The sequence below is a fragment of the Paraburkholderia sp. USG1 genome, assembly GCF_031570135.1.
GTDB classification, from domain to species: domain Bacteria; phylum Pseudomonadota; class Gammaproteobacteria; order Burkholderiales; family Burkholderiaceae; genus Paraburkholderia; species Paraburkholderia dioscoreae.
In genome coordinates this window covers 34,686-61,211 of sequence record NZ_JAMWXW010000032.1, presented here as the reverse complement: position 1 = coordinate 61,211, position 26,526 = coordinate 34,686, and the positions used below count along the sequence as shown (strand labels likewise).

24 protein-coding genes are annotated in these 26,526 nt (G+C 63.3%); 11 read left to right on the top strand and 13 right to left on the bottom strand.

Annotated features, from left to right (window positions below; genetic code table 11):
- Positions 1-50 precede the first annotated feature (50 nt).
- From NE850_RS31750 to NE850_RS31735, 4 genes are all read left to right on the top strand, one after another.
- On the top strand, positions 51-1,124 hold the full coding sequence (locus tag NE850_RS31750) for an ABC transporter ATP-binding protein (RefSeq protein WP_310699850.1): 1,074 nt from the start codon (positions 51-53) through the stop codon (positions 1,122-1,124).
- A gap of 76 nt (positions 1,125-1,200) precedes the next feature.
- Complete coding sequence (locus NE850_RS31745) at positions 1,201-2,025, top strand: transporter substrate-binding domain-containing protein (protein WP_007177022.1); 825 nt, start codon at positions 1,201-1,203, stop codon at positions 2,023-2,025.
- 67 nt (positions 2,026-2,092) lie between these two features.
- Positions 2,093-2,839, top strand: a complete 747-nt coding sequence (locus NE850_RS31740) for an amino acid ABC transporter permease (RefSeq protein WP_007177021.1) — start codon at positions 2,093-2,095, stop codon at positions 2,837-2,839.
- Between the two features lie 2 nt (positions 2,840-2,841).
- The gene (locus NE850_RS31735; RefSeq protein WP_007177020.1) at positions 2,842-3,498 is read left to right on the top strand and encodes an amino acid ABC transporter permease; all 657 of its coding nucleotides are present in this window, start codon (positions 2,842-2,844) and stop codon (positions 3,496-3,498) included.
- A 90-nt stretch (positions 3,499-3,588) separates the two neighbouring features.
- On the opposite strand, the gene NE850_RS31730 is transcribed toward NE850_RS31735, so the two are convergent.
- The 3 genes from NE850_RS31730 to NE850_RS31720 are packed head-to-tail and all read right to left on the bottom strand — an operon-like array spanning position 3,589 to position 7,602.
- Positions 3,589-4,881 (bottom strand): cytochrome c, encoded by a 1,293-nt coding sequence (locus NE850_RS31730; protein ID WP_007177019.1) that lies wholly within the window; start codon positions 4,879-4,881, stop codon positions 3,589-3,591.
- A gap of 11 nt (positions 4,882-4,892) precedes the next feature.
- Entirely contained in the window at positions 4,893-7,145 is a 2,253-nt protein-coding gene (locus NE850_RS31725) for a xanthine dehydrogenase family protein molybdopterin-binding subunit (protein WP_007177018.1), read from the bottom strand.
- 1 nt (position 7,146) lies between these two features.
- Positions 7,147-7,602, bottom strand: a complete 456-nt coding sequence (locus NE850_RS31720; protein ID WP_007177017.1) for a (2Fe-2S)-binding protein — start codon at positions 7,600-7,602, stop codon at positions 7,147-7,149.
- A 404-nt stretch (positions 7,603-8,006) separates the two neighbouring features.
- Between NE850_RS31720 and NE850_RS31715 the strand changes: the two genes are divergently transcribed.
- Together NE850_RS31715 and NE850_RS31710 are read left to right on the top strand one after the other, a co-directional pair.
- A complete protein-coding gene (locus tag NE850_RS31715; protein ID WP_007177016.1) occupies positions 8,007-8,405 on the top strand; it encodes a hypothetical protein in 399 nt (132 codons plus the stop codon).
- Between the two features lie 375 nt (positions 8,406-8,780).
- On the top strand, positions 8,781-9,599 hold the full coding sequence (locus NE850_RS31710) for an alpha/beta hydrolase (RefSeq protein ID WP_310699849.1): 819 nt from the start codon (positions 8,781-8,783) through the stop codon (positions 9,597-9,599).
- A 10-nt stretch (positions 9,600-9,609) separates the two neighbouring features.
- On the opposite strand, the gene NE850_RS31705 is transcribed toward NE850_RS31710, so the two are convergent.
- Positions 9,610-10,572, bottom strand: coding sequence for a M23 family metallopeptidase (locus NE850_RS31705; RefSeq protein ID WP_165188264.1), 963 nt, complete (start codon positions 10,570-10,572; stop codon positions 9,610-9,612).
- 628 nt (positions 10,573-11,200) lie between these two features.
- The gene (locus tag NE850_RS31700) at positions 11,201-11,617 is read right to left on the bottom strand and encodes a hypothetical protein (protein ID WP_310699848.1); all 417 of its coding nucleotides are present in this window, start codon (positions 11,615-11,617) and stop codon (positions 11,201-11,203) included.
- 644 nt (positions 11,618-12,261) lie between these two features.
- On the opposite strand from NE850_RS31700, the gene NE850_RS31695 reads away from it, so the two are divergent.
- Positions 12,262-12,561 (top strand): hypothetical protein, encoded by a 300-nt coding sequence (locus tag NE850_RS31695; RefSeq protein WP_007177011.1) that lies wholly within the window; start codon positions 12,262-12,264, stop codon positions 12,559-12,561.
- A 108-nt stretch (positions 12,562-12,669) separates the two neighbouring features.
- On the opposite strand, the gene NE850_RS31690 is transcribed toward NE850_RS31695, so the two are convergent.
- Positions 12,670-13,830, bottom strand: coding sequence for a porin (locus NE850_RS31690; protein ID WP_007177010.1), 1,161 nt, complete (start codon positions 13,828-13,830; stop codon positions 12,670-12,672).
- A gap of 544 nt (positions 13,831-14,374) precedes the next feature.
- On the opposite strand from NE850_RS31690, the gene NE850_RS31685 reads away from it, so the two are divergent.
- Together NE850_RS31685 and NE850_RS31680 are read left to right on the top strand one after the other, a co-directional pair.
- Entirely contained in the window at positions 14,375-15,484 is a 1,110-nt protein-coding gene (locus NE850_RS31685) for an OpgC domain-containing protein (protein WP_007177009.1), read from the top strand.
- Positions 15,485-15,578: 94 nt separating this feature from the next.
- A complete protein-coding gene (locus NE850_RS31680; protein ID WP_310699847.1) occupies positions 15,579-16,454 on the top strand; it encodes an alpha/beta hydrolase-fold protein in 876 nt (291 codons plus the stop codon).
- An 80-nt stretch (positions 16,455-16,534) separates the two neighbouring features.
- Here NE850_RS31680 and NE850_RS31675 read toward each other — a convergent pair whose 3' ends face one another.
- Positions 16,535-17,617: an AI-2E family transporter gene (locus tag NE850_RS31675; RefSeq protein WP_165188258.1), complete on the bottom strand. Its 1,083-nt coding sequence runs from the start codon at positions 17,615-17,617 to the stop codon at positions 16,535-16,537.
- Positions 17,618-17,990: 373 nt separating this feature from the next.
- Here NE850_RS31675 and NE850_RS31670 point away from each other — a divergent pair, with 373 nt between their 5' ends.
- Complete coding sequence (locus tag NE850_RS31670) at positions 17,991-18,272, top strand: DUF3331 domain-containing protein (RefSeq protein ID WP_007177006.1); 282 nt, start codon at positions 17,991-17,993, stop codon at positions 18,270-18,272.
- Between the two features lie 263 nt (positions 18,273-18,535).
- Positions 18,536-21,112, top strand: a complete 2,577-nt coding sequence (locus tag NE850_RS31665) for an adenosylcobalamin-dependent ribonucleoside-diphosphate reductase (protein ID WP_007177005.1) — start codon at positions 18,536-18,538, stop codon at positions 21,110-21,112.
- 19 nt (positions 21,113-21,131) lie between these two features.
- Here NE850_RS31665 and NE850_RS31660 read toward each other — a convergent pair whose 3' ends face one another.
- The 6 genes from NE850_RS31660 to urtB all read right to left on the bottom strand — a co-directional run bounded on the left by NE850_RS31660 (position 21,132) and on the right by urtB (position 26,493).
- A complete protein-coding gene (locus NE850_RS31660; protein WP_165188256.1) occupies positions 21,132-21,461 on the bottom strand; it encodes a zinc ribbon domain-containing protein in 330 nt (109 codons plus the stop codon).
- 118 nt (positions 21,462-21,579) lie between these two features.
- On the bottom strand, positions 21,580-22,812 hold the full coding sequence (gene fmdA, locus NE850_RS31655; protein ID WP_007177003.1) for a formamidase: 1,233 nt from the start codon (positions 22,810-22,812) through the stop codon (positions 21,580-21,582).
- Positions 22,813-22,848: 36 nt separating this feature from the next.
- Positions 22,849-23,538, bottom strand: coding sequence for an urea ABC transporter ATP-binding subunit UrtE (gene urtE, locus NE850_RS31650; RefSeq protein WP_007177002.1), 690 nt, complete (start codon positions 23,536-23,538; stop codon positions 22,849-22,851).
- Positions 23,539-23,611: 73 nt separating this feature from the next.
- The gene (gene urtD, locus NE850_RS31645; protein ID WP_007177001.1) at positions 23,612-24,355 is read right to left on the bottom strand and encodes an urea ABC transporter ATP-binding protein UrtD; all 744 of its coding nucleotides are present in this window, start codon (positions 24,353-24,355) and stop codon (positions 23,612-23,614) included.
- Complete coding sequence (gene urtC / locus NE850_RS31640) at positions 24,352-25,515, bottom strand: urea ABC transporter permease subunit UrtC (RefSeq protein WP_007177000.1); 1,164 nt, start codon at positions 25,513-25,515, stop codon at positions 24,352-24,354. Before urtC ends, urtD begins: the two co-directional genes overlap by 4 nt.
- Before the next feature lie 60 nt (positions 25,516-25,575).
- The gene (gene urtB, locus NE850_RS31635) at positions 25,576-26,493 is read right to left on the bottom strand and encodes an urea ABC transporter permease subunit UrtB (RefSeq protein ID WP_007176999.1); all 918 of its coding nucleotides are present in this window, start codon (positions 26,491-26,493) and stop codon (positions 25,576-25,578) included.
- Positions 26,494-26,526 lie beyond the last annotated feature (33 nt).

Below are 26,526 nucleotides of genomic sequence, written 5' to 3'. Positions count from 1 at the left end.
CGCATCCCGTGAACCCGCGCGCTCATGACGACCCCTTGCTGGAGCATCCGATGACCCATTTAACGTTGCAGGCCGTGACCCGGCGCTTCGGCGCGGCCCATGCCGTGGACAGCGTCGATCTGAGCGTGCCCGACGGCAAGCTGGTGTGCTTTCTCGGCCCGTCAGGCTGCGGCAAGACCACGCTGCTGCGGATGATCGCCGGCCTCCAAACGCCGACCTCGGGCAGCATCCATTTCGCCGGACGCGACATCACGCGGTTGCCCGCGAATCAGCGCGACTTCGGCATGGTGTTCCAGTCGCTCGCGCTGTTTCCGCATATGACGGTCGCGCAAAACGTCGCTTATCCGCTGAAGCTGCGCAAGACCACGAAGGAGCAGCAGACGCGGCGCGTAGCCGAACTGCTGGAACTGATCCAGTTGCCGCACATGGCCAACCGCCCCGTCACGCAACTCTCCGGCGGCCAGCGCCAGCGCGTGGCGATTGCACGCGCGATCGCGTCGCAGCCGAAACTGCTGCTGCTCGACGAACCGCTTTCCGCGCTCGACGCCAAGCTGCGCGAAGCGATGCAGGTGGAAATCCGCCTGCTGCAACAGCGTCTGGGCATCACGACGATCATGGTCACGCACGATCAGCGCGAAGCCATGACGATGGCCGACGAGATCGTCGTGATGGAGAAAGGCCGCATCGCCCAGGTGGGCAAGCCGCTCGACATCTATCGCGATCCGGTCAGCGAATTCGTCGCCGACTTCATCGGTCTGGGCAATATCCTGCCGGTCACGTACGATGGCGCGGGCGGCGTGAGCCTGCCCGGCGGCCGGCGTATCAGCGTCGTGCAGCCGGCGCGCGTGCCGGCCTCCAGTAGCGATATCCGTCTGCTGATCCGCCCGGAAGACGTGTGCGTGAAAGCCGCGTCCGACGCGGCGGGCCCGAACCGGCTGGCAGGCACCGTCACGTTCATCCGCGACGTGGGCGCATCGCTCGAAGCGACCATCGACTGTGCCGGCTTCACGCTGACCGCCGCCACCACGCCGCGCGAAACGCCGGGGATCGCGCTCGGCATGGCGGTGCTCGCGGAACTGCCGCCGCATGCGTGCAAGCTGATCGCCGCACGCGCCGCACATTGAATCAAGGCACTGAAGCATCGCTGTATCACTCAGATTTGCCCATTCCAATACCGACATTTTCGACAGAGGACAGACCATGAACCAGCGCCCCACTGCCCAATCCCGCACCCGCCGGGTGTTCGCCACGCTCGCAGCGACGCTTGCCTTCACCGGCCTCGGCGCGCTGTGCGCGTTGCCGTCGGCCGCGCATGCGGACGCGCTCGACACCATCGCCAAGTCGGGCACGGTACGCATCGGCGTATTCGAGGACTATCCGCCGTTCGGCTCGATCGGCCCGGATATGAAGCCGATGGGCTACGACATCGATGTCGCCAACCTGATCGGCAGGGCGCTCAACGCCAAGGTCGAACTCGTGCAGGTGACGGGCGACAACCGCATGGCCTACCTCGCCGATCACAAGGCCGACATGCTGCTGTCGGTCGGCCAGACACCCGAGCGCGAAAAGGTGATCGATTTCTCGCAACCTTATGCGCCCTACTACCTCGCGGTGTTCGGCCCCAAAGCCTTGCCCGTGAAGAACGCCGCCGACCTCGCCGGCAAGTCGATTTCGGTCGCGCGCGGCACGCTGGAAGACCTGAGCGTGACCAAGATCGCGCCGCCCACCGCGAACATCAAACGCTTCGACGATCCTAACGGCGCAATTTCGGCGTTTCTTTCTGGTCAGGTACAGTTGATGGTAGTCGGCAACGACGTCGGCGCCACGATTCTCGCGCGTCATCCGGCCAACGATCCCGAGCAGAAATTCTCGCTGTTCAGCTCGCCCGATCACGTCGGTTTGAACAAGAACGAGCCGCGTCTGAAGCAGAAGGTCGACGAAACGATTGCCAAGGCCCGCAAGGACGGCACCATGAACGCGATTTCGCAGAAGTGGCTGCGGGCGCCGCTGCCGGCCGACCTCTGAACCTTTTTTGCGCGGACCGCGAGGCGTGGTCCGCGGCGGAGTCTGACCTCACGATGAGCGCCACGCCATGACCTATGCGTTCGATTTCAGCGGCTTCGGCCTCTATGCGGGGATGCTCGCGCGCGGCGTGGCCGTCACCCTGGGGCTGACGGCCGTTTCCACCGTGCTCGGCGCGATTGTCGGTATTGCCGGTGCGAGCGTGGCGGTGGCCGGACCGAAATGGGCGCGCTGGGTGGTGGCGAGTTATGTGGAACTGATCCGCAACACGCCGTTCATCGTGCAGTTGTTTTTCGTATTCTTCGGCTTGCCGAGCCTCGGTATCCATATCGACGAAGTGCAGGCCGCGATTCTGGCCATGACCGTCAATCTCGGCGCTTACGCGATCGAGATCGTACGCGCCGGCATCGACTCGATTTCGCGCGGCCAGGTGCAGGCGGCGCAGGCGCTCGGTCTGCACGGGCGGCAGGTGTTTCGCTATGTCGTGCTGCCGCAGGCCATCGCCAACGTGTTTCCCGCGCTGCTGAGCCAGGTGCTGATCGTGATGCTCGGCTCGGCGGTGGTCTCGCAGATCTCCGTGCCCGATCTCACGTATGCGGCCAACTTCATCCAGTCGCGCAACTTCCGTTCGTTCGAAAGCTACCTGATCATCACCGCGACCTATCTGTTGCTGTCGATCGTATTGCGGCAAATCCTCAACCGGCTCGGCCGCGGTCTGTTCGCGGGCCGTGCGGCGCGCGGCAACGACAGCGCGCCGCGTAACTGGCGCAACCGCCTGATGTGGCGCGGCGCCCGCACTCTGCCCACGGAGCGTTGATCATGGTCGAATTCACGCTGTGGGACATTGCCCGCAATCTGTTGCTCGCCGCCCGCTGGACCGTGCTGCTTTCGCTGATCGCGTTTGTGGGCGGCGGCATCGTCGGGCTGATTCTGCTCGCCATGCGCGTGTCGCCGATCGCCTGGCTGCGCCGTATCGTCGTGGTGTACGTGGAAGTGTTTCAGGGCACACCGCTGCTGATGCAGCTCTTCCTGGCGTTTTTCGGTTTGCCGCTGCTCGGTGTCGATGTATCGCCGTGGGTCGCGGCCACCGTCACCCTGACGCTCTATACCAGCGCGTATCTGGTCGACATCTGGCGCGGCTGCGTCGAAGCCGTGCCGCGCGGTCAGTGGGCCGCGGGCGCGAGTCTCGGCATGACGTTCGGCCAGCAGTTGCGCTATATCGTGTGGCCGCAGGCGCTGAAAATCGCCGTGGCGCCGACAGTCGGTTTTCTCGTGCAGGTGGTGAAAAGCACGGCGCTTGCGTCGATCATCGGTTTCACGGAATTGACCAAGACCGGCACCATGATTACCAACGCCGCGTTCCGCCCGTTTCCGATCTACGGCATGGTCGCGATGATCTACTTCGCGATGTGTTTCCCGCTGACGTGGTACGCGCGTGTGCTGGAGAAAAGACAGAAGGTCGGCCAGCATCGCTGAGACTCGCAGCGGCGATTGAATAAAAAAAGCGGCAACCGTGCACAACGGTTGCCGCTTTTCTTTGCATGCCGCCTGACAGAACTTGCGGAACTAGCGCGCTGCGTGCGTCGACTTGCGCAACTTGGCGACGTCTCCGGCCGTGACCGCCGGCGCACCGTTGTTCCACCCGGCCCGCACGAAGGTCAGCACGTCGGCGATCTGCTGGTCGTTGAGCACCGGCGCGTACTTCGGCATCGGATACGGCGCGGGAATGCCGCCGATCACCAGGTCTTCAGTACCGTTGAGCGTCACGTTGATCAGCGACGACGGATCCTTCTCCAGCACGTTCGGATTGCCGGACAACGGCGCCAGCATCGGCGCGAAGCCGCGCCCGTCGACGCCGTGACAGTGCATGCAATACGCCGTGTAGACGCGCGCGCCTTCATTGTTCGCCGGCCGGTTGAGCGACACCTTCGTCGCCTGCGGATCGTACTTGTATGGCGCCGCACCGCTGCCGCCTGCCGGCGGGAGCGACTTCAGGTACGTCGACATGGCCGCGATGTCCGTGTCGTTCATGCCCTGCGTGCTGTTGTTGATCACGCTGGTCATCGAACCGAACGCAGAGGCATGGCGATTCGCGCCGGTCTTCAGGAACGCCTGCAGGTCCTGATCGTTCCAGCGGCCCAGACCGACGTTGTGCTCGCCGGTCAAGTTTGCCGCGAACCAGCCGTCGAGCAGGCCGCCGGTCAGGAACGCGCTGCCGCTTTCATCCAGCGCCTTCTCCTGGAACGCGATGCCGCGCGGCGTATGGCACGAGCCGCAGTGCCCGAGTCCCTGGATCAGATACGCGCCGCGATTCCATGCCACGTCTTTGCCCGACTTGTCCTGGTAGACGCCCTTTTCGAGGAACACCATGTTCCAGAACTTCAACGGCCAGCGCATGTTCAACGGCCACTTGATGTCCGGCTCGCGGTTCGCCTGCTGCACGGGCGCCACGCCGCTCATGAAATACGCGTACAGCGCTTTCATATCGTCGTCGTTGACCTTGGCGTACGACGGGTACGGCATGGCCGGATAAAGATTGTGGCCGTCTTTGGCGACGCCTTCGCGCATGGCCCGTGCAAAGTCCTCTTCCGTGTAACCGCCAATGCCGGTCTGCTGGTCGGGCGTGATATTGGTGGTGTAGATCTGGCCCATTGGCGTGGTCATCGGCAGGCCGCCCGCGAACGGCTTGCCCTTCGGCGCCGTATGACAGGCGACACAATCGCCGACCTTGGCCAGATAGGCGCCGCGTTGCACCAGGGCTGGATCGGCCGATTGCGCGGCCGCCTGCGCCGGCGTCTGCGCGAGCAACGGCAGCGTCACGCACAACGCCGCACCGAAACCCTTCAGTGTATTTTTCATGTCGGGCTCCGTTAAGCGGTCTGCAACTGGCTGCCGACCGGCAATTGCCGCAGCCGCTTGCCGGTGGCCGCGAAAATCGCATTGGTCAGCGCTGGCGCGAGCGCCGCCGTGCCGGGTTCGCCGATACCGCCGGGCGCCTCGCTGCTCTTCACGATATGCACCTCGATAGGCGGCGTCTGATCGATCCGCAGCATCCGGTAGTCGGTGAAATTGTTCTGCTCCACGCGGCCGTCCTTGATCGTGATCTCGCTATAGAGCGCCGCCGTGATACCGAAGATGATGCCGCCCTGCACCTGCGCCTCCACCGTGTTCGGATTGACCACCATGCCGCAATCGACCGCGCACACCACCCGCTTGACCGCCACCTCGCCCTGATCCACCGCGACGTCGACGACAATCCCGAAGAAGCTGCCGAACGCATGCATGACCGACACGCCGCGCCCTTGCCCCTTCGGCACCGCGCTGCCCCAGTTCGCCGCCTGGGTGGCGACGTTGAGCACGTTCAGCGCGCGCGGCGTCTTGCCGAGCAGATCCTGACGGTATTTGACGGGATCGACTTTGGCCTGGGCCGCGAGTTCGTCGATGAAACTCTCCACCACGAAAGTGCTGCGTGTCGGTCCCACGCCGCGCCAGAATGCGGTGGGCACCGCATGCGGCTCCTGGCGAACGTAATCGACCAACTGGTTAGGCAAGTCATACGGCAGGTCCGAAGCGACTTCAACCGCGTCGGGATCGACGCCGTTCTTGAACGCGGGCGGCGCGAAGCGCGCGATCACCGACGAACCGACTATCCGGTGCTGCCACGCAATCGGCTTGCTGTTCGAATCCAGTCCCGCGGAGATCTTGTCGTAGTAATACGGCCGGTACATGTCGTGCTGAATGTCTTCTTCGCGCGTCCAGACCACTTTCACCGGCGTGGACACCTGTTTGCCGACCTTGACGGCCTGCGTGACCATGTCGAATTCCAGCCGCCGCCCGAAGCCGCCGCCGATCAGATGGTTGTGCACGACAATCTTGTCGGCGGGCAAGCCTGTGACCGCCACGGCGGCGTCCACTACCCGGGTCGGCACTTGCGAGCCGAGCCAGACATCGCAGCCGTCGGGGCGCACATGCACCGTGCAGTTGATCGGCTCCATCGTGGCGTGCGCGAGGAACGGCTGCTGATACACGGCGTCGACGCGCGTCTTCGCGTTGCTGAACGCATTGGCGACGTCGCCGTCTTTACGCGCCACCGCGCCGTTGCGCTGCGAGGCGTTGGCGAGATCGTCGACGATCTGCTTCATCGACAGATTCGCGCCCGAGCCTTCGTTCCACTTGATGACGAGCGCCTGCACGCCGCGCTTGGCTGCCCAGGTGTGGTCGCCGATCACCGCGACCGCGTTATCGATCTTGATGACCTGGCGCACGCCGGGAATCTTTTTCGCATTGGTGTCGTCGACGCTGGCGAGCGTGCCGCCGAACACCGGACAGTTCGCGATCGCCGCATAGACCATGTCGGGCACGCGCACGTCGAGCCCGAACAGCGCGGTGCCGTCCACTTTCTCCGGCGAATCGAGACGCTTGACCGCCGTGCCGATCAGCTTGAAGTCTTTCGGGTCCTTGAGCTTGACATTCTGCGGCGCGGGCAGACTGGCGGCCGCGGTCACCAGCTGGCCATAGCCGATGCTGCGCTTGCTGGCCGCGTGAATCACCTGCCCGGCCTGCGCATGGCAACTGGCCGGGTCGACCTGCCATTGCTGCGCGGCCGCGCTGATCAGGACCGTGCGCGCGGTGGCGCCGGCTTTACGCATCGGCTCCCATGCATAGCGGATCGAGGTCGAACCTCCCGTGAGCTGGCCGCCGAGCAGCGGGTCCATGAAGAGCTTTTCGTTCGGCGGTGCGTGGTCGACGGTGACCGTGTCGAGCGGCACTTCGAGTTCTTCGGCGATCAGCATCGGAATCGACGTATAGACGCCCTGGCCCATCTCCACCTTCGGAATCACCAGCGTGACCTTGCCCGCGGTATCGATCTGGATGAACGCGTTCGGCGCGAACACGCCGCTTTGCGGCGTTTCCACACCGTCGCCGCCAATCACCGATTTGCCGGCCTTCTGATCCTGGCTGGCGGCCGGCATGCTGAAGCCGAGCAGCAGGCCGCCGCCCGCCGCCGCGCCCACCGTCACGCCGAATTTCAGAAAGGTGCGGCGCGACAATCCACCTGCGGCGCGCGCGCCGGCTTTCGACGGCTCTGCGCCGTTCTGTGCATCGAGCAATCCCTGGGACATGTCAGGCTCCCTTCGCGGCTTGCTTGATCGCCGCGCGGATGCGGTTATACGTTCCGCAGCGGCAGATATTGCCGGCCATTGCGGCGTCGATGTCCGCATCGGTAGGATTGGGGTTGCTCGCGAGCAGCGAAGCGGCCGACATCACCTGCCCCGACTGACAGTAGCCGCATTGCACCACGTCGAGTTGACGCCATGCCTGCTGAACTTTCTGGCCGGCCGGCGTGCTGCCCACCGCTTCGATGGTGGTGATCTTGCGGTCGCCGACCGCGGCGGCCGGCAATACGCACGAGCGCACCGCCACGCCGTCGAGGTGCACGGTGCAGGCGCCGCATTGAGCGATGCCGCAACCGAACTTCGTGCCGGTCAGACCGACCAGATCGCGCAAGACCCACAGGAGGGGCATGTCGGGCGGCGCGTCGACGGTGTGCGTCTGGCCGTTGATATTGAGCGTTGTCATGGGGCGGCTCCGAGTGGGGCTTATTGTTTATGAGGCTGTTTAGAGAGAGACGTCGAACCAAACTGTAAAGACCTGCCGTTTTTATTCGACAAGCCGGACTAATACGCAATGCGGCTTTCGGTTAGTTAGAAACGGCAGTTAATACACGGCGCGAACTCGCCGGGACTGACCGGTAAATTGTAGCCGCGCATCAAGAAGTTCGCCGCCTGGCTGCACGCCGCCTGCCGGCCGAAACCGTCTCGCCGGGCATATTGCACCGCTGAAAGCAGATTCGAATCAACGCGTTACCCTTCACACACCGGCCTCACCAGAGAGCCGCTGCGCGATCAGTTAATCTTGTTGAATCAATGCCGTGCGATTTTGTTAGCATGGATCCGGTCTGACTATCCGAAGGAGCAGCACACATGAACGACTCGCAATGCACCCAATTCCTCTCGGAGATTCGCCGGCCGCTATTGGCGCTGCACAAAGCCATTCTCGATCACGAGCGCGCAGCGTACGAAAAGGAATTCGGCCCGGTAACGCCCGCGGCTTTCCTGCAGGTGCTGATCAACGGTTCGGGGTTTCGCTGGCTCACGCCGCTCTCGACGGTGATTGCGAATGTCGACGAAACTCTCGACGACAAGGAGGCCGATGCCACCGACCGGATCGCGGCGGCCGAAGCAGTGGCGGGACTCTTCTCGCCCGACATGCCGAACAATGCTTTCCTGCCGCGCTACCTGCCGCTGCTGCATGCCGATCCGGCGATCCTGCATCATCACGGCCAGGTGACGCAGTTGTTGCGTGGGATCGAATCGAAGTAGTCGGCTCCCGAATTCCCTCACCATTGAGAGCGGGCGTTTCGATCCATCCCGAGGTGCTCGCTCGATGGCCCCATATGCATGCCATTGCCGGATTACCAGGCATTTTCGAATGCGGCCAATCCGGTGAGGCCTATTTTCAAGACAATTTATGCGCGATTCGTAAGAGTATGGCTCGCCTGCATGGCTCGTTTGCTGCTGAAACGAGTGCGAGATGAAGCGCCGTTTGAATTTGCCTGGTTTTGCTGAATAAAATAAAGGTGAGCTTCTGCGGGAGTCGCTACGAGCACACTACGAAGAGCATGCTACGAAAAGGCGGCCAGCATGCGTTACGAAGCCCTGCTAAGGTAAGCAGACCTCCTTGCGACGCTCACCGCTATGCAAAATTTGCCGCTCCCCGAAAGCTATACCTTTAACGATCAATCCGTACGCTTTAACGTGACCGGCAACGGTCCGCCGCTGGTGCTGGTTCACGGCACGCCGTTTTCTTCTTACGTGTGGCACCGCATTGCCCCGCATCTCGCGCAGACGCGCACGGTCTACTACTACGATCTGCTCGGCTACGGGCAATCCGAACAGCGCGATGCTCAGGACGTTTCGCTCGGCGTGCAGAATGGCTTGCTGGCGGAATTGCTGGCGCACTGGCAACTGAAAAACCCGGACGTCATCGCGCACGATTTCGGCGGCGCGACTTCATTGCGCGCGCATCTGATCGACGGCTGCGACTATCGCAGCCTCACGCTGATCGATCCGGTGGCGGTGGCGCCGTGGGGTTCGCCCTTCGTACGGCATGTGCGCGAACACGGTGACGCGTTCGCCGGACTGCCGCCTTACATCCACGAGGCAGTGGTGAAGGCGTATGTGCGCGGCGCGATCGCGCGCGAGATTCCGGATCACGAACTCGCGCCTTATGTGACGCCCTGGCTCGGCGCAACCGGTCAGGCCGCGTTCTACCGCCAGATCGCGCAGATGGATCAGCGCTACACCGACGAGGTCGAAGCACGCTATCCGCAACTGCGCTGTCCGGTGCAGATTCTGTGGGGCGAAGAGGATCAGTGGATTCCGCTGGCGCGCGGCCGTCAACTGGCCGCGGCCATGCCGGAAGCACGGTTTCAGCCGGTACCGAAGGCCGGTCACCTGATGCAGGAAGACGCGCCGGAAGCGATCGTCGCCGCGGCGCTGCGATGGCTGGACTAGGCGCGCGTGCCTAGCCGCGTCCTTGCGGCAGGTACGGCATGGGATCGATCGGCTTGCCGTCGCGGCGCAACTCGAAGCCCAACGACACCCGTGAGTTGTTCTCGTCGCCCATCTCGGCGATCTGCTGTCCCTGCACGACGATATCGCCGGTTTTGACCAGCAGCTTGCGATTGTGCGAGTAAGCCGTCAGAAAGTCCTTGTTGTGCTGGACGATGATCAGGCTGCCGTAGCTGTTCAGGCCCGTGCCGGCGTACATCACCTTGCCGCCGGCCGCCGCCCGTACGGGATCGCCCGGCTTGCCGCTGATTTCGATGCCCCGCGTTTCTCCCGGCTGGAAGGCCTCAACCACGCTCCCGCCCGCAGGCCAGGCCAGCGACACGCCATTCGCGTGACGCGCGGTTTGCTGCGCCACTTCGCGTGCTTCGGCGGCGCTGGGCGCGGGCGACTGTGCGGGCTGCGGTTGCGCCGCGCCTGCTGATCCTGCTGATCCAGCCGATGCCGCCACGGTTTGCCGCGCCGCGCCCGAAGCCGCGGATCCAGAAGCCGCAGCGGCCTTTGCTGCCGCATTGGCTGCATTCACCGCCCGCACGGTTTCCGGCGACGCGACGCGCAACACCTGCCCGCGCTTCAGCCGCGAGGACGCCTTCAATCCATTCCAGGCCTGCAACTGCCCGACACTGCAATGATGACGCTGCGCGATGCGCGCGAGGGTGTCGCCGCGCTTGACGCGATACACCAGCGGCGGCGATTTCTTGAGTGGCGCGCTCTGGTCGGCGCCGGTCACGACCGGCGTTGCCGCCGCCGCGTCCGATGCCGGCACGCTTGCGGCCGGCACCGCTGAAGCAACCGTTGCGCCTGATGCCGCGCCGGTCTGCGCACCCTGCTGCCCCACACTCGCACACCCACTGACCGCCAGCGCAACCCATACGCCGGCCAGACTGGCCATCATCGTTCTGTCGAAACGCTTTCCCATCTTGTTCGACTCCTGCCTCATTCATTGTCGAGCCGGATGCCGGCTTGTAGCGGCGATGCGCACGCCCGAACGGCGCGCTGCTCTCCCTGCTACACAACCACGCCGCCTCGTGCGGCGCTCATCCATAGGCTGCCGGCAACCCAACTCTTCGCGTTCACAGCCTGCCGGATAGCCAGGACGCGCACCTACTGCCCGTCAAAACAGCCGATCTTCTGCGAAAAGGGTCAGATTACCGATTAAAATTCAAGCGGAATTGTAAAGTGCGTTTTATAAAAAACGCGTCAACTCACACACTCTGATACAAACCTTACCCACGGTATTGCCGACTTCGTTGCACTCGCAACGTGTCGGGCGGTAGCGGCTGGTCGCTGAAAGTCCGGCTCCACGCCCGCCTGCCCGCTTGTTGCCGGACTGCGCTTCATACGCCGCACACGGACAAGCGGCCGCATCCGCGAGACACGCAGGACGTACCAACGGCTACGTCTCGGCAACCGCACGATAACGTTTGCTTAACGGCAAAGTGAGGCAAAAACTTGAATCTTCTGTGAAGCGGTGGTGACAGCGGCGAGACAATCGTGACAGCACGAGGACGAATTTACGTCCGTCCCGCACGATGGGACGAGCACGGCTAGCTGTAGTACTCGCCTCGGTACTTCACGTAGCCGACCGGATGATGCGTAAAGTGCAGAACCGGCAGAACAGGGTTGCTATTGTCTTCGGTGGGATAGGCGCTGGCGTCGGGGATGTACTCGCCTTGTGCTTCGATCGGCTGCCTAGCCTCCAAGCCGGGAATTTCATGCGCGAGGCCCTCGTTGTCGCCGAAACGCACGGCGACGAACACCTCGGTGCCCAGCAGATTTTCCGTACCGCCTTCGAACTTCACGACCGTGTCGATCCTGATGATGAAGTGCTGGTGATTGGCGCCGTTGTGATTCTCCGGGCTGGCGAACACCTTGCTGATCGTGCCTTGTACGCAGGCCAGCGGCGCGCCCAGCGAATGAACGTAACTATGATGAGGAAGGATCTGCGTCGCTCGATTGCTCATGAAGTCTCCGCGAAAGGAATCAGCCTTGCTTACAGCGAATCGTAAGGCGCGCCGCAAGCGGGCAGCGGCGCGATACCGTTTGAGCCGGGCATGGCGCGTGAGTTCAGCGCACCGTTCATGGGAAACACGATGACCGTGAACTTCTCTGCGCACTTATGCCGCAAAGGATTGCTTTGCCACCGTGTGGAACAGCACGCCGACCCCGCTCGTGAAATACCGGTCGGCGCGAACGTGGCTGAGGGCTTCGATAGCCGCAGCCCCGACGTCGACCATCGAACCCCTGAACAGTCGGCGCCGATCATGACGATCTCGAGTTCCGCATGGTCGGCGAGTTCGAAGGAAGAGCCAGCATGCTATTGCAGTACGCCACGCTGAATCTGTTCGGCACCTGGCTGGAACGCGGCGAGTTTCCGTGTTTTTCGGACTAATCCTATCTGCCATTAGGAAAAGGACGATAGGTTGGAGAAGGCAATAAAAATATTCTTACGCATCCCATTGAAGTCGACGGGCACCGCGGTCAACCCGGCGCCGGTTTATCAAATGGGAAACCATTTCCGTCAGAATATTTTAAGTTCGCCGCCTTGACCGAGGCAGTGAATAAAGCCGAGGTTCAAGTGGATTCTCTCAGTTCAGCAAACCGGTTCATGAGCGGTTTTTTCTTCGGCACGCTGATTGCCGCCGTCGTCATGGTGCTGTTGTGCAATGCTGGCGAATTTTCGCCGTTTATGGCCAAACTGCATGCGCTGGAACAGGTTATCGTAACCGCGCTGATTTCGATCGTGATTGTCGACGCCAAACCATTGGCCTACAAAACCGTCTGGCGCGAGCGCCGCTGCAGCTTCGTACTCGATGAAGACATTAGCGCGACCCTGCGCGGCCGAACCTTCGGCATTCCGTTCGGCGTGATAGTCGGCATTCTGATTCAGAATTACGTGATCACCTGAGCGTTAATCCGTTCAGTACGCCGCCCGATATTCACGATTTTCGATTCTCACGCCACCGGATATTCGGTCGCGCGGCGCGGCGATGAAACGAAATCGGATATATCGCGCCTAGAACTTATGCCGGATCGCCGCCCGCACCACGACCTGCTTCGACGTCGATGAAGGAGACTGCGTGCCGGGCGTGAAGGCCTCGTCCAGAATCGAATAGGTCGAGTCGCCGGTCACCTGCTGATACTCGCCCTGAATGTAGACGTCGGTGCGCTTGGACAGGTTGTAGTCCGCCATCAGGCCGAACGAATGGATTTTCGGCTTCACACCGCCGGTCGAGGCGTCGTAGGTTTCCATCGTGTACACATACTGCGCGCCGACGAACAGCATTGGTGAGATCTGATACTTGCCGTTCAGCTCGAAGTTCTGATACTTCAGCGAATTCAGCAGTACGCCGGGCGGCACGAGCGGCGTCACGCCGAGATACCCGTTGCCGGTCGGATCCAGATAGTTCGAGTTGGTGTAGACGAAACCGGCCGTCGCCGGGCCGAACGTATAGGTAATGCCGCCGCCGAACACGCGCATGCGGGCAGCGATGAAGCTGGCGTCGTTCGCCGTGATCGCGCCGTTCGCGCCATTGCCGGGATTGTCGGCCTGCAGGTACGCCGCCGCCACCAGCAAGCCGCCATACGCATACTGGCCGCCGAAACTGTACGCGCGATTGTTGGCGAAACCGGTGTCGTTGCTGAAGCTGTAGACACCGCCGAACTGGAAGCCGGAAAGCGACGGACTGGTGTACTTGACCGCGTTGTCGAGGCGAAACGTGTTGTCCGTGTTGTCGTTATCGTACGGGTGCGAAAACAGCAAGCCGCCCCAATTGCCGTTGGCCGTGGTCTGGGCCAGATAGTCGACCACCGAGTCGTACTGGCGGCCGAACGTCAGCGTGCCGTATCGCTGCGCGCTCATACCCACGAAGGCCTGGCGGCCGAACATCCGGCCGCCCTGGTTGAACCGCCCGGAGCTCACGTCGAAACCGTTTTCCAGCTGGAAAATGGCCTTCAGTCCGCCGCCCAGTTCCTCGGCGCCTTTCAGCCCCCAGCGGCTACCCTGCGCATCGCCGCTCGCCAGTTCATAGACATGGCCGCGGCCGACATTGTTGGTGTAGTTGATGCCTTCGTCGAGCACGCCGTAAAGCGTCACGCTCGTCTGCGCCGAGGCGGACGCGGCAAAAGCGACAGACACAGCGGCAGAGACAGCTAGCGCGAACACTTGCCTGTTCATGAAGATCTCCCTGCACTCGAGCAATGGGACAACTCGACCCGGCCGCTGTTGTTCTGGCGCTTCGCCCAGGTGCTGACCGACCCTGACGCGCGCTTTACAGAAATCCTCACACGCCGTTAGCTCGCCGTCCATTGGGTGTGGTGTCGATATCTCAAATTGTTGCGAAATCTCCACTTGGTGCGGCAGCCCCTTTTACCTCGGCCCCCATTGAGGTAAACGAAGCAACGTCGCCTGGACTCGATCCGGACAACGGCTGACGCACCATGGACTTGCGGCGTGGCTGCGCAGTCGCGAGCGGATTTGTCACGGAAAGAAATATAATCGAAAGCTTTTTTGCGGCGCCGCAGCGGAACTCCGCCCCCGTCATGGGGTCATCTTTTACGCCTCCTGCAATCGCGCCGCGCCCGGCCCGGCCGGTTGAAAGCGGCGACGGGGATCGCGTATCCGCCGCTGTACCCCAATCCAATTTCCAGAAAGCCTTGTGAGACGCCTGCCGCGCTGGACTAGCGCGCCGTCGCACGGGGCCTGCTTTGGGCACCATACAATGCAAAAGTCGCAACCCCGCCTGATAGAGCTCGATTTTTTTCGCGGGCTGGTTCTTCTGATCATCGTCGTCGACCACATCGGCGGCAGCATTCTGTCGCGCGTCACGCTGCACGCCTATGCGTTGTGCGACGCCGCCGAGGTCTTCGTGTTCCTCGGCGGCTTCGCCACCGCCACGGCCTATGCCGCGCTCGCCGAACGGCGCAACGAGACGATCGCGCGCGGCCGCTTCCTGCGGCGCTCGCTGGAAATCTATCGGGCGTTTCTCGTCACCGCCGCGTTGATGCTGCTGGTCAGCGCCGCGCTTACCGCGTTGAGCATCGACGGGCCGAATCTCGCCACCACGGATCTCGACGACCTGATCGACACCCCGCTCGCCGCGCTGCGCGACATCCTGCTTTTCCGCCGTCAGCCCTATCTGGCCTCCGTGCTGCCCATGTACGCGTTTTTCGCCCTGCTCGTGCCCATGATCCTGCCGCTCGCGCGCAGCAAGCCGTGGCTGCTGCTGGCAGGCAGCGTCGCGCTGTGGGCCGGCGCGCCGGCGATCGACGCCTACCTGCCCGCCGCGCCGGACATGCACTGGGATTTCAACCCGTTCGCCTGGCAATTGCTGTTCGTGCTCGGCGTGCTGGCCCGTTGCCAGCCGGTCTATCAGCGCGCCAGCACGCACCGGCTGGGGTGGGTCGTCAGCCTGCTGGCGCTCGCCGTGGTCGCGGCCGCGGCGTATTACAAGCTATTTATCGAGCGCGAGCCGCTCGATGGCAGCCTCAAACAGAACCTCTCCTACCTGCGAGCCGTCAATTTTCTCGCCATTGCCTGGCTCGTCGCGAATCTGATCCAGCTAGGCTGGGCGAAGAAGCTCGCGCAATGGATGCCGTGGGTCGGCGTGATCGGCCGCAAAGGGCTGCTGTGCTTTGTCGCCGGTGCCGTGATCTCGCTGGTGGTCGACTCCGTGCTGTACGCGGCGACGGACGGCTATCTGAACTATCCGCTCGGCCTGCTCGCCGACGCGGTCGCGGTCGCCGCGCTGTTCGCGGTGGCGCTGGGCGCGGAGCCGCTCAAGCGTCTGGCTGGCCGCCTGTATGGCGGGCGGCTTGGAACGCAGCCCTGAGCGGCACACGTGGGCCAACGCTCGAGATTCCACAGCCGATCCTGATAAGCACGGTGGCCGCGCGCAACCTGCGCGGCACGCCTTCTGACCCGACATGCGTCAATTCCTACTGTCCGCACTCGTTGCGCTTTACACCGCGGCCACCAGCGCGCCGACGCTCGCCAGCACCGTCATCAGCCGAAGCTTCTATTCGGACGCGCTCGGCCGCGACTGGTCCTACACGATCTATCTGCCTACCGGCTACCGCCACGACGCCAGCCGCATTCCCGTGCTCTATCTCCTGCACGGCAACAATGGCGATGCCAACGACTGGATCACGCAAGGCCATCTGCAAACCACGGCCGACGCGTTGATCGACCACAAGGAGATGCCGCCGGTCGTGATCGTGATGCCGCAAGGCGGCACGGACTGGTACGTCGATCGCAAGGAGAAGATGGAGACCGCGTTCTTCGACAATCTGTTGCCCGAGATCGAAACGCGCTACGCGGTCTCGACACAGCGCGGCGGGCGGATGATCGGCGGCGTTTCGATGGGCGGCTTCGGCGCGCTGCGTTATGCGATGACGCAGCCGGAGCGCTTTTGCGGCGCGCTGCTGCTGAGTCCCGCGATTTATGCGAACGAGCCGCCGCGCGCGTCGACGGCACGCCGCGTGGGTGTGTTCGGCGAGCACGAATTCGACGCGCGCATCTGGCACGAGCTCAACTATCCGGCGCAATGGGAGCGCTACATGAGCCGGCCCTACCGTCTGCCCATGTTCATCGCCGCCGGCGACGACGATCTCGCGATCCAGGCCGAAGCGTCGTCGCTCTATACGCACCTGAGGCTGGCGGGGAATCCGGCGGCGCTGCGCATCATCGACGGCGGCCACACCTGGGACGTCTGGAGCGCGCTGCTGGCCGCCGCGCTGAAATACACGCTCGGCTGCGTGAAGCCGCCGCCGCAGGAACATCCGTCGAATCAGCGGCCTTGAAGGTCAGGGGTCCAAAGGGTCCGTGGGTCCAGGCGTGTCTATCCGGCGTTCGTCCGGATGCGTGGGCAAGTACCGTGCAACTATTGCACGAGGTCGGTCCACAACACCATCAGCACGGTCATCAGCGCGGGGCCGATGAAGATACCGAGCAGCCCGAACGTTTCCGCACCGCCAAGAATGCCGAACAGCACGAGCAGGAACGGCAAGCGCGTGGAGTTGCCGATCAGCACCGGCCGCACGAAATGCTCGGCGATGAACACCACGACGGAGCCGAACACGGCAAGGCCGATCGCCGCCGCCACCGAGCCTTGCAACAACAGCCACAAAGCCGCGATGCCGAAGGTGAGCGGCGCGCAGAACGGCAGCATCGCGGCGATCGCGGTGACGAACGCGAGCAGCGCAACGTGCGGCAAGCCCGTCACGAAGTAGGCGACGCCCAGCAGCGCGCCCTCGCCGAGCCCGACCACGACCAGCCCCGACACCGTGCCGCGCACCGCTGCCGCCATGCGCTGCAGAAGCTGCGCGCCGTCGTCGCCGAAACCGCGCCGCATGCCTTTGAGCAGCGCCCCCGACAAACGCGGACCCGCCTGGAAGATCACGAACAGCGTGACCAGCATGAACGCGAACACCGTCACGGCATGCACCGCACGCGCGCCGAAGTGCCGGCCGAGCGTCACCACGGCGGGGCTGTGCAGTCCCTTCATCGCGGCCGACTCGCGCAGCGGCTGAGTCAGGTTGGCCTGCCACCACGCGGAAATCTGTTGCACGCCGAACGGCAGACGCTGGATGAAATCCGGCAACGGAATGCCGTTTTCCTGCACGGTCTTGAACCACTCGTTCAGGTCATGCGCTTCGCGTAGCGCCTGAGCAATGCCGATGCCCACCGGCAGCACGACCAGCAGCGCGATCAGCAACGTCAGCACGGCGGCGATCAGCGTCGTGCGGCCGGTGAACCAGCGGTTGCCCTCGACCTTGCGCAACAGCGGCCACAGCGCAATGGCGATCACGCCGGCCCACGCCACCACCGCGATGAAATCGCGTACCACCCACAGCGCCAGCAGCACCAATCCGATGTACAGCGCGAGCGAGGCCGTTTTCTGCTTTTTCAGACGGTCTGGCGCATCCGGCGGTTCAGGAGGTGCAACAGGCGGGGATGAAATCATGTGAGCTCTTATGGTTCTGGAAAGACGTCCCTTATGAGGACTTCCTTCGGGCGTGTGCGAGCCGACCGGAAAAATGCAAAACCGCTACACTGGCGTTGCACGGTCGCTCATCAATAACCACATATTAAAGGAAGCGCCGGCGCCCTTTGCTGGCAACGCCCTTGTATCACTGGGTACAACACTGCGTTGCAGAAATCCGGCCTATTATCCTTTGCCCGTTTTTGTGACCCGCAAAGCCCCGTCTTATCGGCATGGGTCGAATGTCAAGTTTAATTGTTGCTGTTTCAAGAACAGTGTTTCAACGACGACACAATGGCTATCCGGGGCGCGCAGGACTACATTCGGCACACCACACAATACGGAGCCGACGACGATGACTTTAGAGTCCATCCCCCTGGACGGTGCCAATGGCGTACGCATCGAAATTCTCGAGCGCTCCGACACGACGCTGGTGATTCGCTGGGTCGAGCCGGGACGATGTCACTACGGTGAACAACGGTGGCGGCGCAGGTCGGCACACACATCCGGTACCTGCGCGGTATCGCGCCGCAAGATTCGCCGCGGCGACGCGGTGTTCAAACCGGCGGAACGGCCGGCACCCTCGAATGCTTCCGCCATGATTTGCGCTGAACTTCTGGAGTGCGTCGAGGACTGACGCCTCAATGCCCCTGCCGGCGCCGTGCACGCTGATCCACCGTGCCCGAGCCGCCCGGCGGAACAACCCACATAGCGGCAAGCGCATCATGCGACCCGTGTCGCACCGTGGGTAACACACCCTTTGATTGCGGCTCTTCGCCACGTGCGTTAAGGTGGACCACATTGCGCCGTGTCACCCTGCCGTGCCACGCACGGCGGTATAGTGACGCGCATTTCCACCCACCGCGCCGCGCCCCTCGCGGCGCCGTTTGAGGGCATATCATGGCCGAAGACACGCCGGAGACCCGCGCCCAGATCGCGCCCCCCGCGCCTCCCGCACCGCTCGTCGCACCGCAACAATTCTCCCTCGACGTTCTGCTGGAAAAATACGCGAAAGGCGATGAGCAATCGGCTGACGACGTATTCAAACGCGTCGCGCGCGGCGTCGCCGAGGCCGAACCGCCGGCGCTGCGCGAGTCGGTCGAGGCGCTGTTCGTCGACAATCTGCGGCACGGCGCGCTCGGCGCCGGCCGCATCATGAGCGCGGCGGGCACCGGCATTGCGGCCACACTGATCAATTGCTTCGTGCAGCCCGTGGGCGACGCGATTCAAGGCGTCGACGAAGAAGGCCTGCCCGGCATTTACGTCGCCTTGCTGCAGGCGGCCGAAACCATGCGCCGCGGCGGCGGGGTCGGCTACAACTTCTCGGCGATCCGGCCCAAGGGCGCGCGGGTTCATACCACCAGTTCGTCGGCCTCGGGACCGTGCAGCTATATGGACGTGTTCGACGCGTCGTGCCGCACCGTCGAGAGCGCCGGTTCGCGGCGCGGCGCGCAGATGGCCGTGCTCGACTGCAATCACCCCGACCTGCTGGAGTTCATCGAGGCCAAGCATTCGAAGGGCCGCTGGAACAACTTCAACGTCTCGGTCGGTGTGACCGATGATTTCATGCGCGCGGTCGAAGAAGATCAGCCCTGGCAACTCGTGCATCGCGCCGAACCGTCGCCGGCACAGCGTGCGGCAGACGACGTGCGGCAACGCGAAGACGGCCTGTGGGTCTACAGCGAACGTCCCGCGCGCGCGATCTGGGATCGCATCATGCGCTCCACTTACGACATCGCGGAACCCGGCATCGTGTTCATCTCGCGCATGAACGAGGACAACAATCTGCGCGCGGTCGAAACCATTCGCGCGACCAATCCGTGCGGCGAACAACCGTTACCGGCGTACGGCTGCTGCAATCTCGGCCCGCTGAACCTCACGCGTTTCGTGATCGATCCGTTCGCGCAGATCAAAGGCCGCAAGCCGTCGTTCGACTGGGATGGCCTCGCGAAACGCACGCGCACCCAGGTGCGCTTTCTCGACAACGTGCTCGACGTCACGCTCTGGCCGCTGCCGCAGCAGTACGAAGAGTCGCGCGCCAAACGGCGCATCGGCGTAGGCTTTACCGGTCTCGGCGATACGCTCGTCATGCTCGGCTTGCGCTACGACTCGCAGGAAGGCCGCGATTTCGCCGTGGGCATCGCGCAGCTGATGCGCGACGAGGCGTATCGCGCATCCGTCGAACTGGCGCGCGAGCGCGGCGCGTTTCCGCTCTTCGACGCCGCGCGCTATCTGGAAACCGGCACGTTCGCTTCGCGCCTGCCCGAGGACATCAAGCAGGCCATTCGCCGCGACGGTATCCGTAACAGCCATCTGCTCTCGATCGCGCCGACCGGAACCGTGAGCCTTGCCTTTGCGGATAACGCCTCGAACGGCATCGAGCCGGCCTTCTCGTGGACTTACACGCGCATGAAGGTGATGGCCGACGGCAGCCGCGAATCGTTCGACGTGGAAGACTACGCGTATCGTCTTTATCGCGAGCTCGGCGGCGACGTCGACCGGCTGCCGGACTATTTCGTCAGCGCGCTGGAAATGTCGGCGCGCGACCATCTCGACATGATGGCGGCCGTGCAACCGTATGTGGACACGTCGATCTCGAAGACCGTGAACGTGCCCGCCGACTATCCGTTCGAAGCGTTCGAAAGCCTCTACTTCGACGCATGGAAAAACGGCCTCAAGGGTCTCGCCACCTACCGGCCCAACGAGACGCTCGGCGCGGTGCTCAGCGTGAGCCCGCCGCAAGCCGACGACACGCTGACCGAGAGCGATCTCGATCCGCTGCGTATCGCAATCGATCATCGGCCCAAGGGCGAGCTGCCCGCGATCATCGAGAAGGTCGAGTATCTGACGCAGGCGGGCAAGAAGTCGCTCTATGTGGCGGTATCGTTTATCGAGGTCACGGGCCGGCTGGGCGGTGAGGACGTCACCATCGAACGGCCTATCGAGTTCTTCATTCCGACCGGTCAGCGCGACGAATCGCAGCAATGGATCACGGCGACGATGCGTTCGCTATCGCTCGCGGCGCGTGGCGGTTTTGTCGCGCGCAACCTGCAGGATATGCGCAAGGTCTCATGGGATCGCGGCCAGGTACGGCTCGGCGAGGTGCAGCGGCTGGACGGGCACCGCACGCCGCGCTGGCACGATTCGGAAGTGGCCGCCCTCGCCTTTGCGATCCAGCAGATTCTGCATCGGCGCGGCTTTCTCGACGCTGAAGGCAATCAGGTGCCCTCGCGCATGCTGGCGCGTCTATCGCGCGGGCAGATGCGGGCCGAAACCGCGCTACCGGCGGATTTCGGCATTCGCCCGCATCCCGTCGAAACCAATGCCGACGCCCTCGTGTTGACGCAGCCAGGCGGCGCGCAAGGGCTGCATACGATGCTCGGGCGCAAGTGCGGGTCGTGCGGAGCGAACGCGGTGATTCGCAAGGATGGCTGCGACTTCTGCACCGCATGCGGTGAAGTGGGCGCGTGCGGGTAAAGTCCGCGCGTGGTCGCGGTTAATGGCTGATCATCCACGGCCTGCCTGCGGGATTGGTCTTCAGGCCGCCCGCGCTCGTCGCGCCCTTTGTACTGCTCGATCCGCATCCACACCCCGGCCCATGCCGGTGTTTGTATTCGCCCGACCGTTGCGGCGCATGCGCCGAACGCTCATTGATCTGATGTCCGGTGCGCGCGCCTGCCGCCATCAACGACAACGAAGGCAGGCTCAACGTACGTTGCGCCTGCGACTCGCAGGTGGGACATGTGCAAGGCATGTCGCGCTCGGCAACGCGGCGGATCGCAGCGAATGGGCCGCAGTTTTCGCAACGGTAATCGTAAGTCGGCATGGTGTGCTCCTTTGGTGCCTCAAGTCGTTCCATCTCCGGTGACCGCCGCGCCATTGCCCGACTCGGCACGGCGGTCTTCCGGGCACGGCCCTCTCAGGTGTTTCGGCAAACCTCTACGTCAGACCAGATCCGGTGACAAAGGCAGATCCACGCCGCCGGTAATATGCTTGACCGGTCCCGCGGAATTCGGCCGGATATCGAAGTCGAAAATCTGCGTCGGCAACCAGAGCGTCGCGCATGCGTTCGGCACATCCACGACGCCGCTGATATGCCCCTGCACCGGTGCCGTGCCCAGAATCGAGTAAGCCTGCGCGCCCGAATAGCCAAACTTCTTCAGATATTCAATCGCATTCAGGCATGCCTGGCGGTAGGCGATATGCACGTCCAGGTAGTGCTGCTTGCCTTGTTCATCGACGGAGATGCCTTCGAAGATCAGGTAGTCGTTGTAGTGAGGCGTGATCGGGCTCGGCTTGAAAATCGGGTTCTTGATGCCGTATTTCTCCATGCCGCCCTTGATCAACTCGACCTTCATGTGCACCCAGCCGGCCATTTCAATGGCGCCGCAGAAGGTGATTTCGCCGTCGCCCTGGCTGAAGTGCAGATCGCCGACGGAAAGGCCCGCGCCATCCACGTACACCGGGAAATACACCTTCGAGCCGCGCGACAGATCCTTGATGTCGCAGTTGCCGCCATGCTCGCGCGGCGGCACCGTGCGCGCCCCTTCGGCGGCGGCTTTGGCGTGCTCGTCGCCGGCGAGACGCCCCATGTGCGCAGTGGCGGCGAACGGCGGATTGGCGAGGCCGGGCACGCGTTGCGGGTCCGTGGCGATCAGCGCGGCTTCGCGCTCGTTCCAGGTGGCCAGCATCTTCGGATCAGGCAGGCAGCCGATCAGCCCCGGGTGGATCAGTCCCGCGAAGTTCACGCCGGGAATATGGCGCGAACTGGTGTAGAGACCATGAAAATCCCAGATCGACTTTTGCGCTTGCGGGAAATGATCGGTCAGGAAACCACCGCCGTTCTTCTTCGAGAAGAAGCCGTTAAAGCCCCATTGGCTCTCCTGCTTCGCGCCGATGTCGAGCAGATCCACCACCAGCAGATCGCCCGGCTCCGCGCCCTTCACGCCCACCGGTCCGGACAGGAAGTGCACGATGGAGAGATCGATATCGCGCACGTCGTCGGCACTGTCGTTGTTCTTGACGAAGCCACCGGTCCAGTCGTAAGTCTCCAGAATGAAATCGTCGCCCGGATTGACCCAGCAGGCCATCGGAATATCCGGGTGCCAGCGGTTGTGGACGTTCTCGTTGTCGTAGGCCGACTGGTTCAGATCGACCTTGATTAGCGTTTCAGCCATTGCAAACTCTCCTCTTGGAAATTGCAGACAGTCGGCTCACACCGACAGGTACTCGCGGATCTTCGCGGTGTCGGCGTCGCTGCGCGTGCTCTCATGCACGAGGCGCCCGCCTTCGATGACGAAGAGCCGGTCGGCCACATCGAGCGCAAAACTCAGCACCTGCTCGGACACGACGATCGTGATGTCGCGCAGCTTGCGGATCTCGTTCAACGCCCGCGCGATGTCCTTGATGATGGACGGCTGAATGCCTTCGGTGGGCTCGTCGAGCAGCAGCACCTTGGGCTCCGTAACCAACGCGCGGGCGATCGCCAGTTGTTGCTGCTGACCGCCGGACAGGTTGCCGCCCTTGCGTGAGCGCATCTCGTAGAGCACCGGAAAGAGCGCATAGATTTCGTCGGGCACGCGCCTCGTGGGTGAGTTCTCCAGACCGGTCTGGATGTTCTCCTCCACGCTCAACGTGGCGAAAATTTGCCGGCCCTGCGGCACATACGCGATACCTTTGGCGACGCGCCGGAAACTTTCGTCGCGCGACACCTCTTCGCCATCCAGTTTCACCGAGCCCGCTTTCAGCGGCAGAATACCGATCAGCGACTTGAACAGCGTGGTCTTGCCCATGCCGTTGCGCCCCATGATCGCCACGGTCTCGTTGCGGGCGGCGTTGAAGCTGATGCCATGCAAGGCCTCGCTTTGGCCATAACTGACGAATACGTCGTCGACATTCAACATGCTGGGCTCCTCGTTGCTCGCTTCATGATCGCCTCCCGTTCGACTCGTGGTCGATTCAACTTCCGTTCCCCACTCAGTGGCCCAGGTAGACGTCAATCACGCGCGGGTCGTTCTGCACCTGTTCCATCGCGCCTTCGGCGAGAATCTTTCCCTGGTGCATCACCGTGACCTTGTGGGCGATCTGTTCGACGAACGCCATGTCATGTTCGATGACGATCATCGAACGGTTCTGGCAGATCCGTTTGAGCAGCTCCGCCGTGATCTCGCGCTCGCGCACGCTCATGCCGGCGATCGGCTCGTCGAGCATCAACAGTTCCGGCTCCTGCATCAGCAACATGCCGATTTCGAGCCACTGTTTCTGGCCGTGCGAGAGCAAACCCGCTTCGAGATCCAGTTGATTCGCGAGGCCGATCTCACCGGCCACGCTGCGCACGCGGTCCATCACGTCGTCAGTGCGGCGAAACGCCAGTGCGCCGAACACGCCACGTCCGCGAGGAAACGACACTTCGAGGTTCTGGAACACGGAGAGGTTTTCGTAAATCGACGGCGTCTGGAACTTGCGGCCTATCCCTTTGCGCACGCGACGAAACTCCGGCAACTGCGTCATCTCCTCGTTGCGGAACTTGATGCTGCCGTGGGTCGCGCGCGTCTTGCCGCAGATGAGATCGAGCAGCGTCGTCTTGCCCGCGCCGTTCGGTCCGATCACCACGCGCAACTCGCCGCGATCCACATACAGGTTGAGCGAATCGATCGCCTTGAAGCCGTCGAACGACACGCTCAGTTCTTCCACGGCCAGCACGAAATCGGTATTGCTCATGAGGCGCTCCTTGCGCCGCGGCGCGCGAGCCACGGCTTCACATGACTGTCGTAAAGACCGGCGAGGCCGTTCGGAAACGCCATCACCACGCCAATAAAGAGTGCCGCCATCAGGAACAGCCACAGGTTCGGAAAGCTCTCGGAAAACCACGTCTTGCCGAGATTGACGAGCACCGCGCCGTAGACCGCGCCGACCAGCGACATGCGCCCGCCCACCGCGGCATAGATCACCATTTCAATGGAAGGCACGATCCCGACGAACGACGGCGACATGAAGCCCACCTGCAACGTGAACATCGCCCCGCCGATCGCGGCCAGCACCGCGGCGACACAGAACGCGAACACCTTGAACATGGCCACGTCATAGCCCGAGAAACGCACGCGGTCTTCCTTGTCGCGCATGGCGAGCAGCAGCGTGCCGAGCTTGCTGCGCTGGATTTGCCGGCAACAGAGAATCGCCACCAGCAGCAGAACCGCATTGACGAAGTACAGGATCAGCTTCGCACCGTCGCCGCGAATGTCCCAGCCAAGCAGGGTGCGCAAATCCGTGATGCCGTTCACGCCGCCCGTATAGCCTTGCTGGCCGATGATCAGCACCGAAAGAATCAGCGCCACCGCCTGCGTGATGATGGCGAAGTACACGCCGCCCACGCGCCGCTTGAACATGGCGAAGCCCACCACGAACGCCAGCGCGCACGGCACGACCACCACCGCCGCAAGCGCGAACGGCAGTGAATGAAACGGCTTCCACCAGAACGGCAGCGCGGTGAGCTGGTTCCAGTCCATGAAGTCGGGAATGCCCGGCGTCGACTGGATCTTCGTGCTGACCGGGTCCGAGGCTTCGAGCTTCAGGAACATGGCCATGCAGTAGCCGCCGAGGCCGAAAAACACGCCTTGCCCGAGACTCAGCACGCCGCCGTAGCCCCACGCCATCACGAGGCCGACGGCGACGAACGCGTAGGTCAGATACTTGCCCATCAGGTTCAGACGGAACACGTCGAGCGCGAGCGGAAACACGACGAGAATCAGCACCGCCAGCACCACGATGCTGCCGTAGCCGTCGGTGGTGAGCCAGCGCCGCAGCGCGGGCCGCAAGCCGGCGCGGGCGGCTGCATGACCCGGCGAAGCGGGCGCGCCGGCGGAAGGGTTCAGCGGGTCCATATGCGTTTCTCCGGGCTGAAGCAATTGATGGAACGGTTCAGAGGCGCACTCGATGAAAAATTACGCACGGCGTACCTTCGACGCGAAGAGTCCTTGCGGCCGCAACATCAGCACGATCACGATGGTCAACAGCGTCACCACGCGCGCCGACGAACCCGTCATGAAGAACTCGCTGATCGACTGCATCTGCGCAATGCCGAAGGCGGACGCCACCGTGCCGAGCAGGCTCGCGGCGCCGCCGAACGTCACCACGAGGAACGAATCGACGATGTAGAGCGAGCCGCTGGTCGGCCCGGTGGAGCCGATCGCGGTGAACGCCGCGCCCGCGACGCCGGCCATGCCGCAGCCGATCGCAAAGGTCAGCCGGTCGGTCTTGCGGGTATCGATGCCCGCCGCGTTCGCCATCTGACGGTTCGCCACCGTGGCCCGCACACGCAAGCCCCAGCGCGAGCGGTACAGCGCCAGCAGCACACCGCCCGTCATCACCACGGCGAGGCTCATCACGAAGAGGCCGTTGATCGGAATGTCGAGCCCCGGCTTAGGCGACCAGGAGCCCATCAGCCAGTCCGGCAAGGTCGGGCTCACTTCTTTCGGGCCGAACACCGAGCGGAATACCTGCTGCATGCCGAGGCTGAGGCCCCAGGTCGCCAGCAGGGTGTCGAGCGGACGCCGGTAAAGATGACGGATCAGCGCCCACTCCGCGACCCAACCCGCCGCGAACGCCAGCGCGAAAGCCGCGCAGATGGCGAGCGGGAAATACACCGGCGCGAAGCCGTGCCAATAGTTGTCGGCCAGTTGGGAAAACATGTAGATCGTGTAAGCGCCGATCGTCATGAATTCGCCGTGCGCCATATTGATGACGCCCATCTGGCCGAAGATCACCGCCAGCCCCAGCCCCATCAGCAGCAGCACGCTGAAAAGGCTCAAGCCCGCGAAACCCTGCATCAGCGTGATGTTAAGAATGTCCGAAGCCGACATGTCGCTCTCCTCGAATTGATCGGCGCGCGCCCG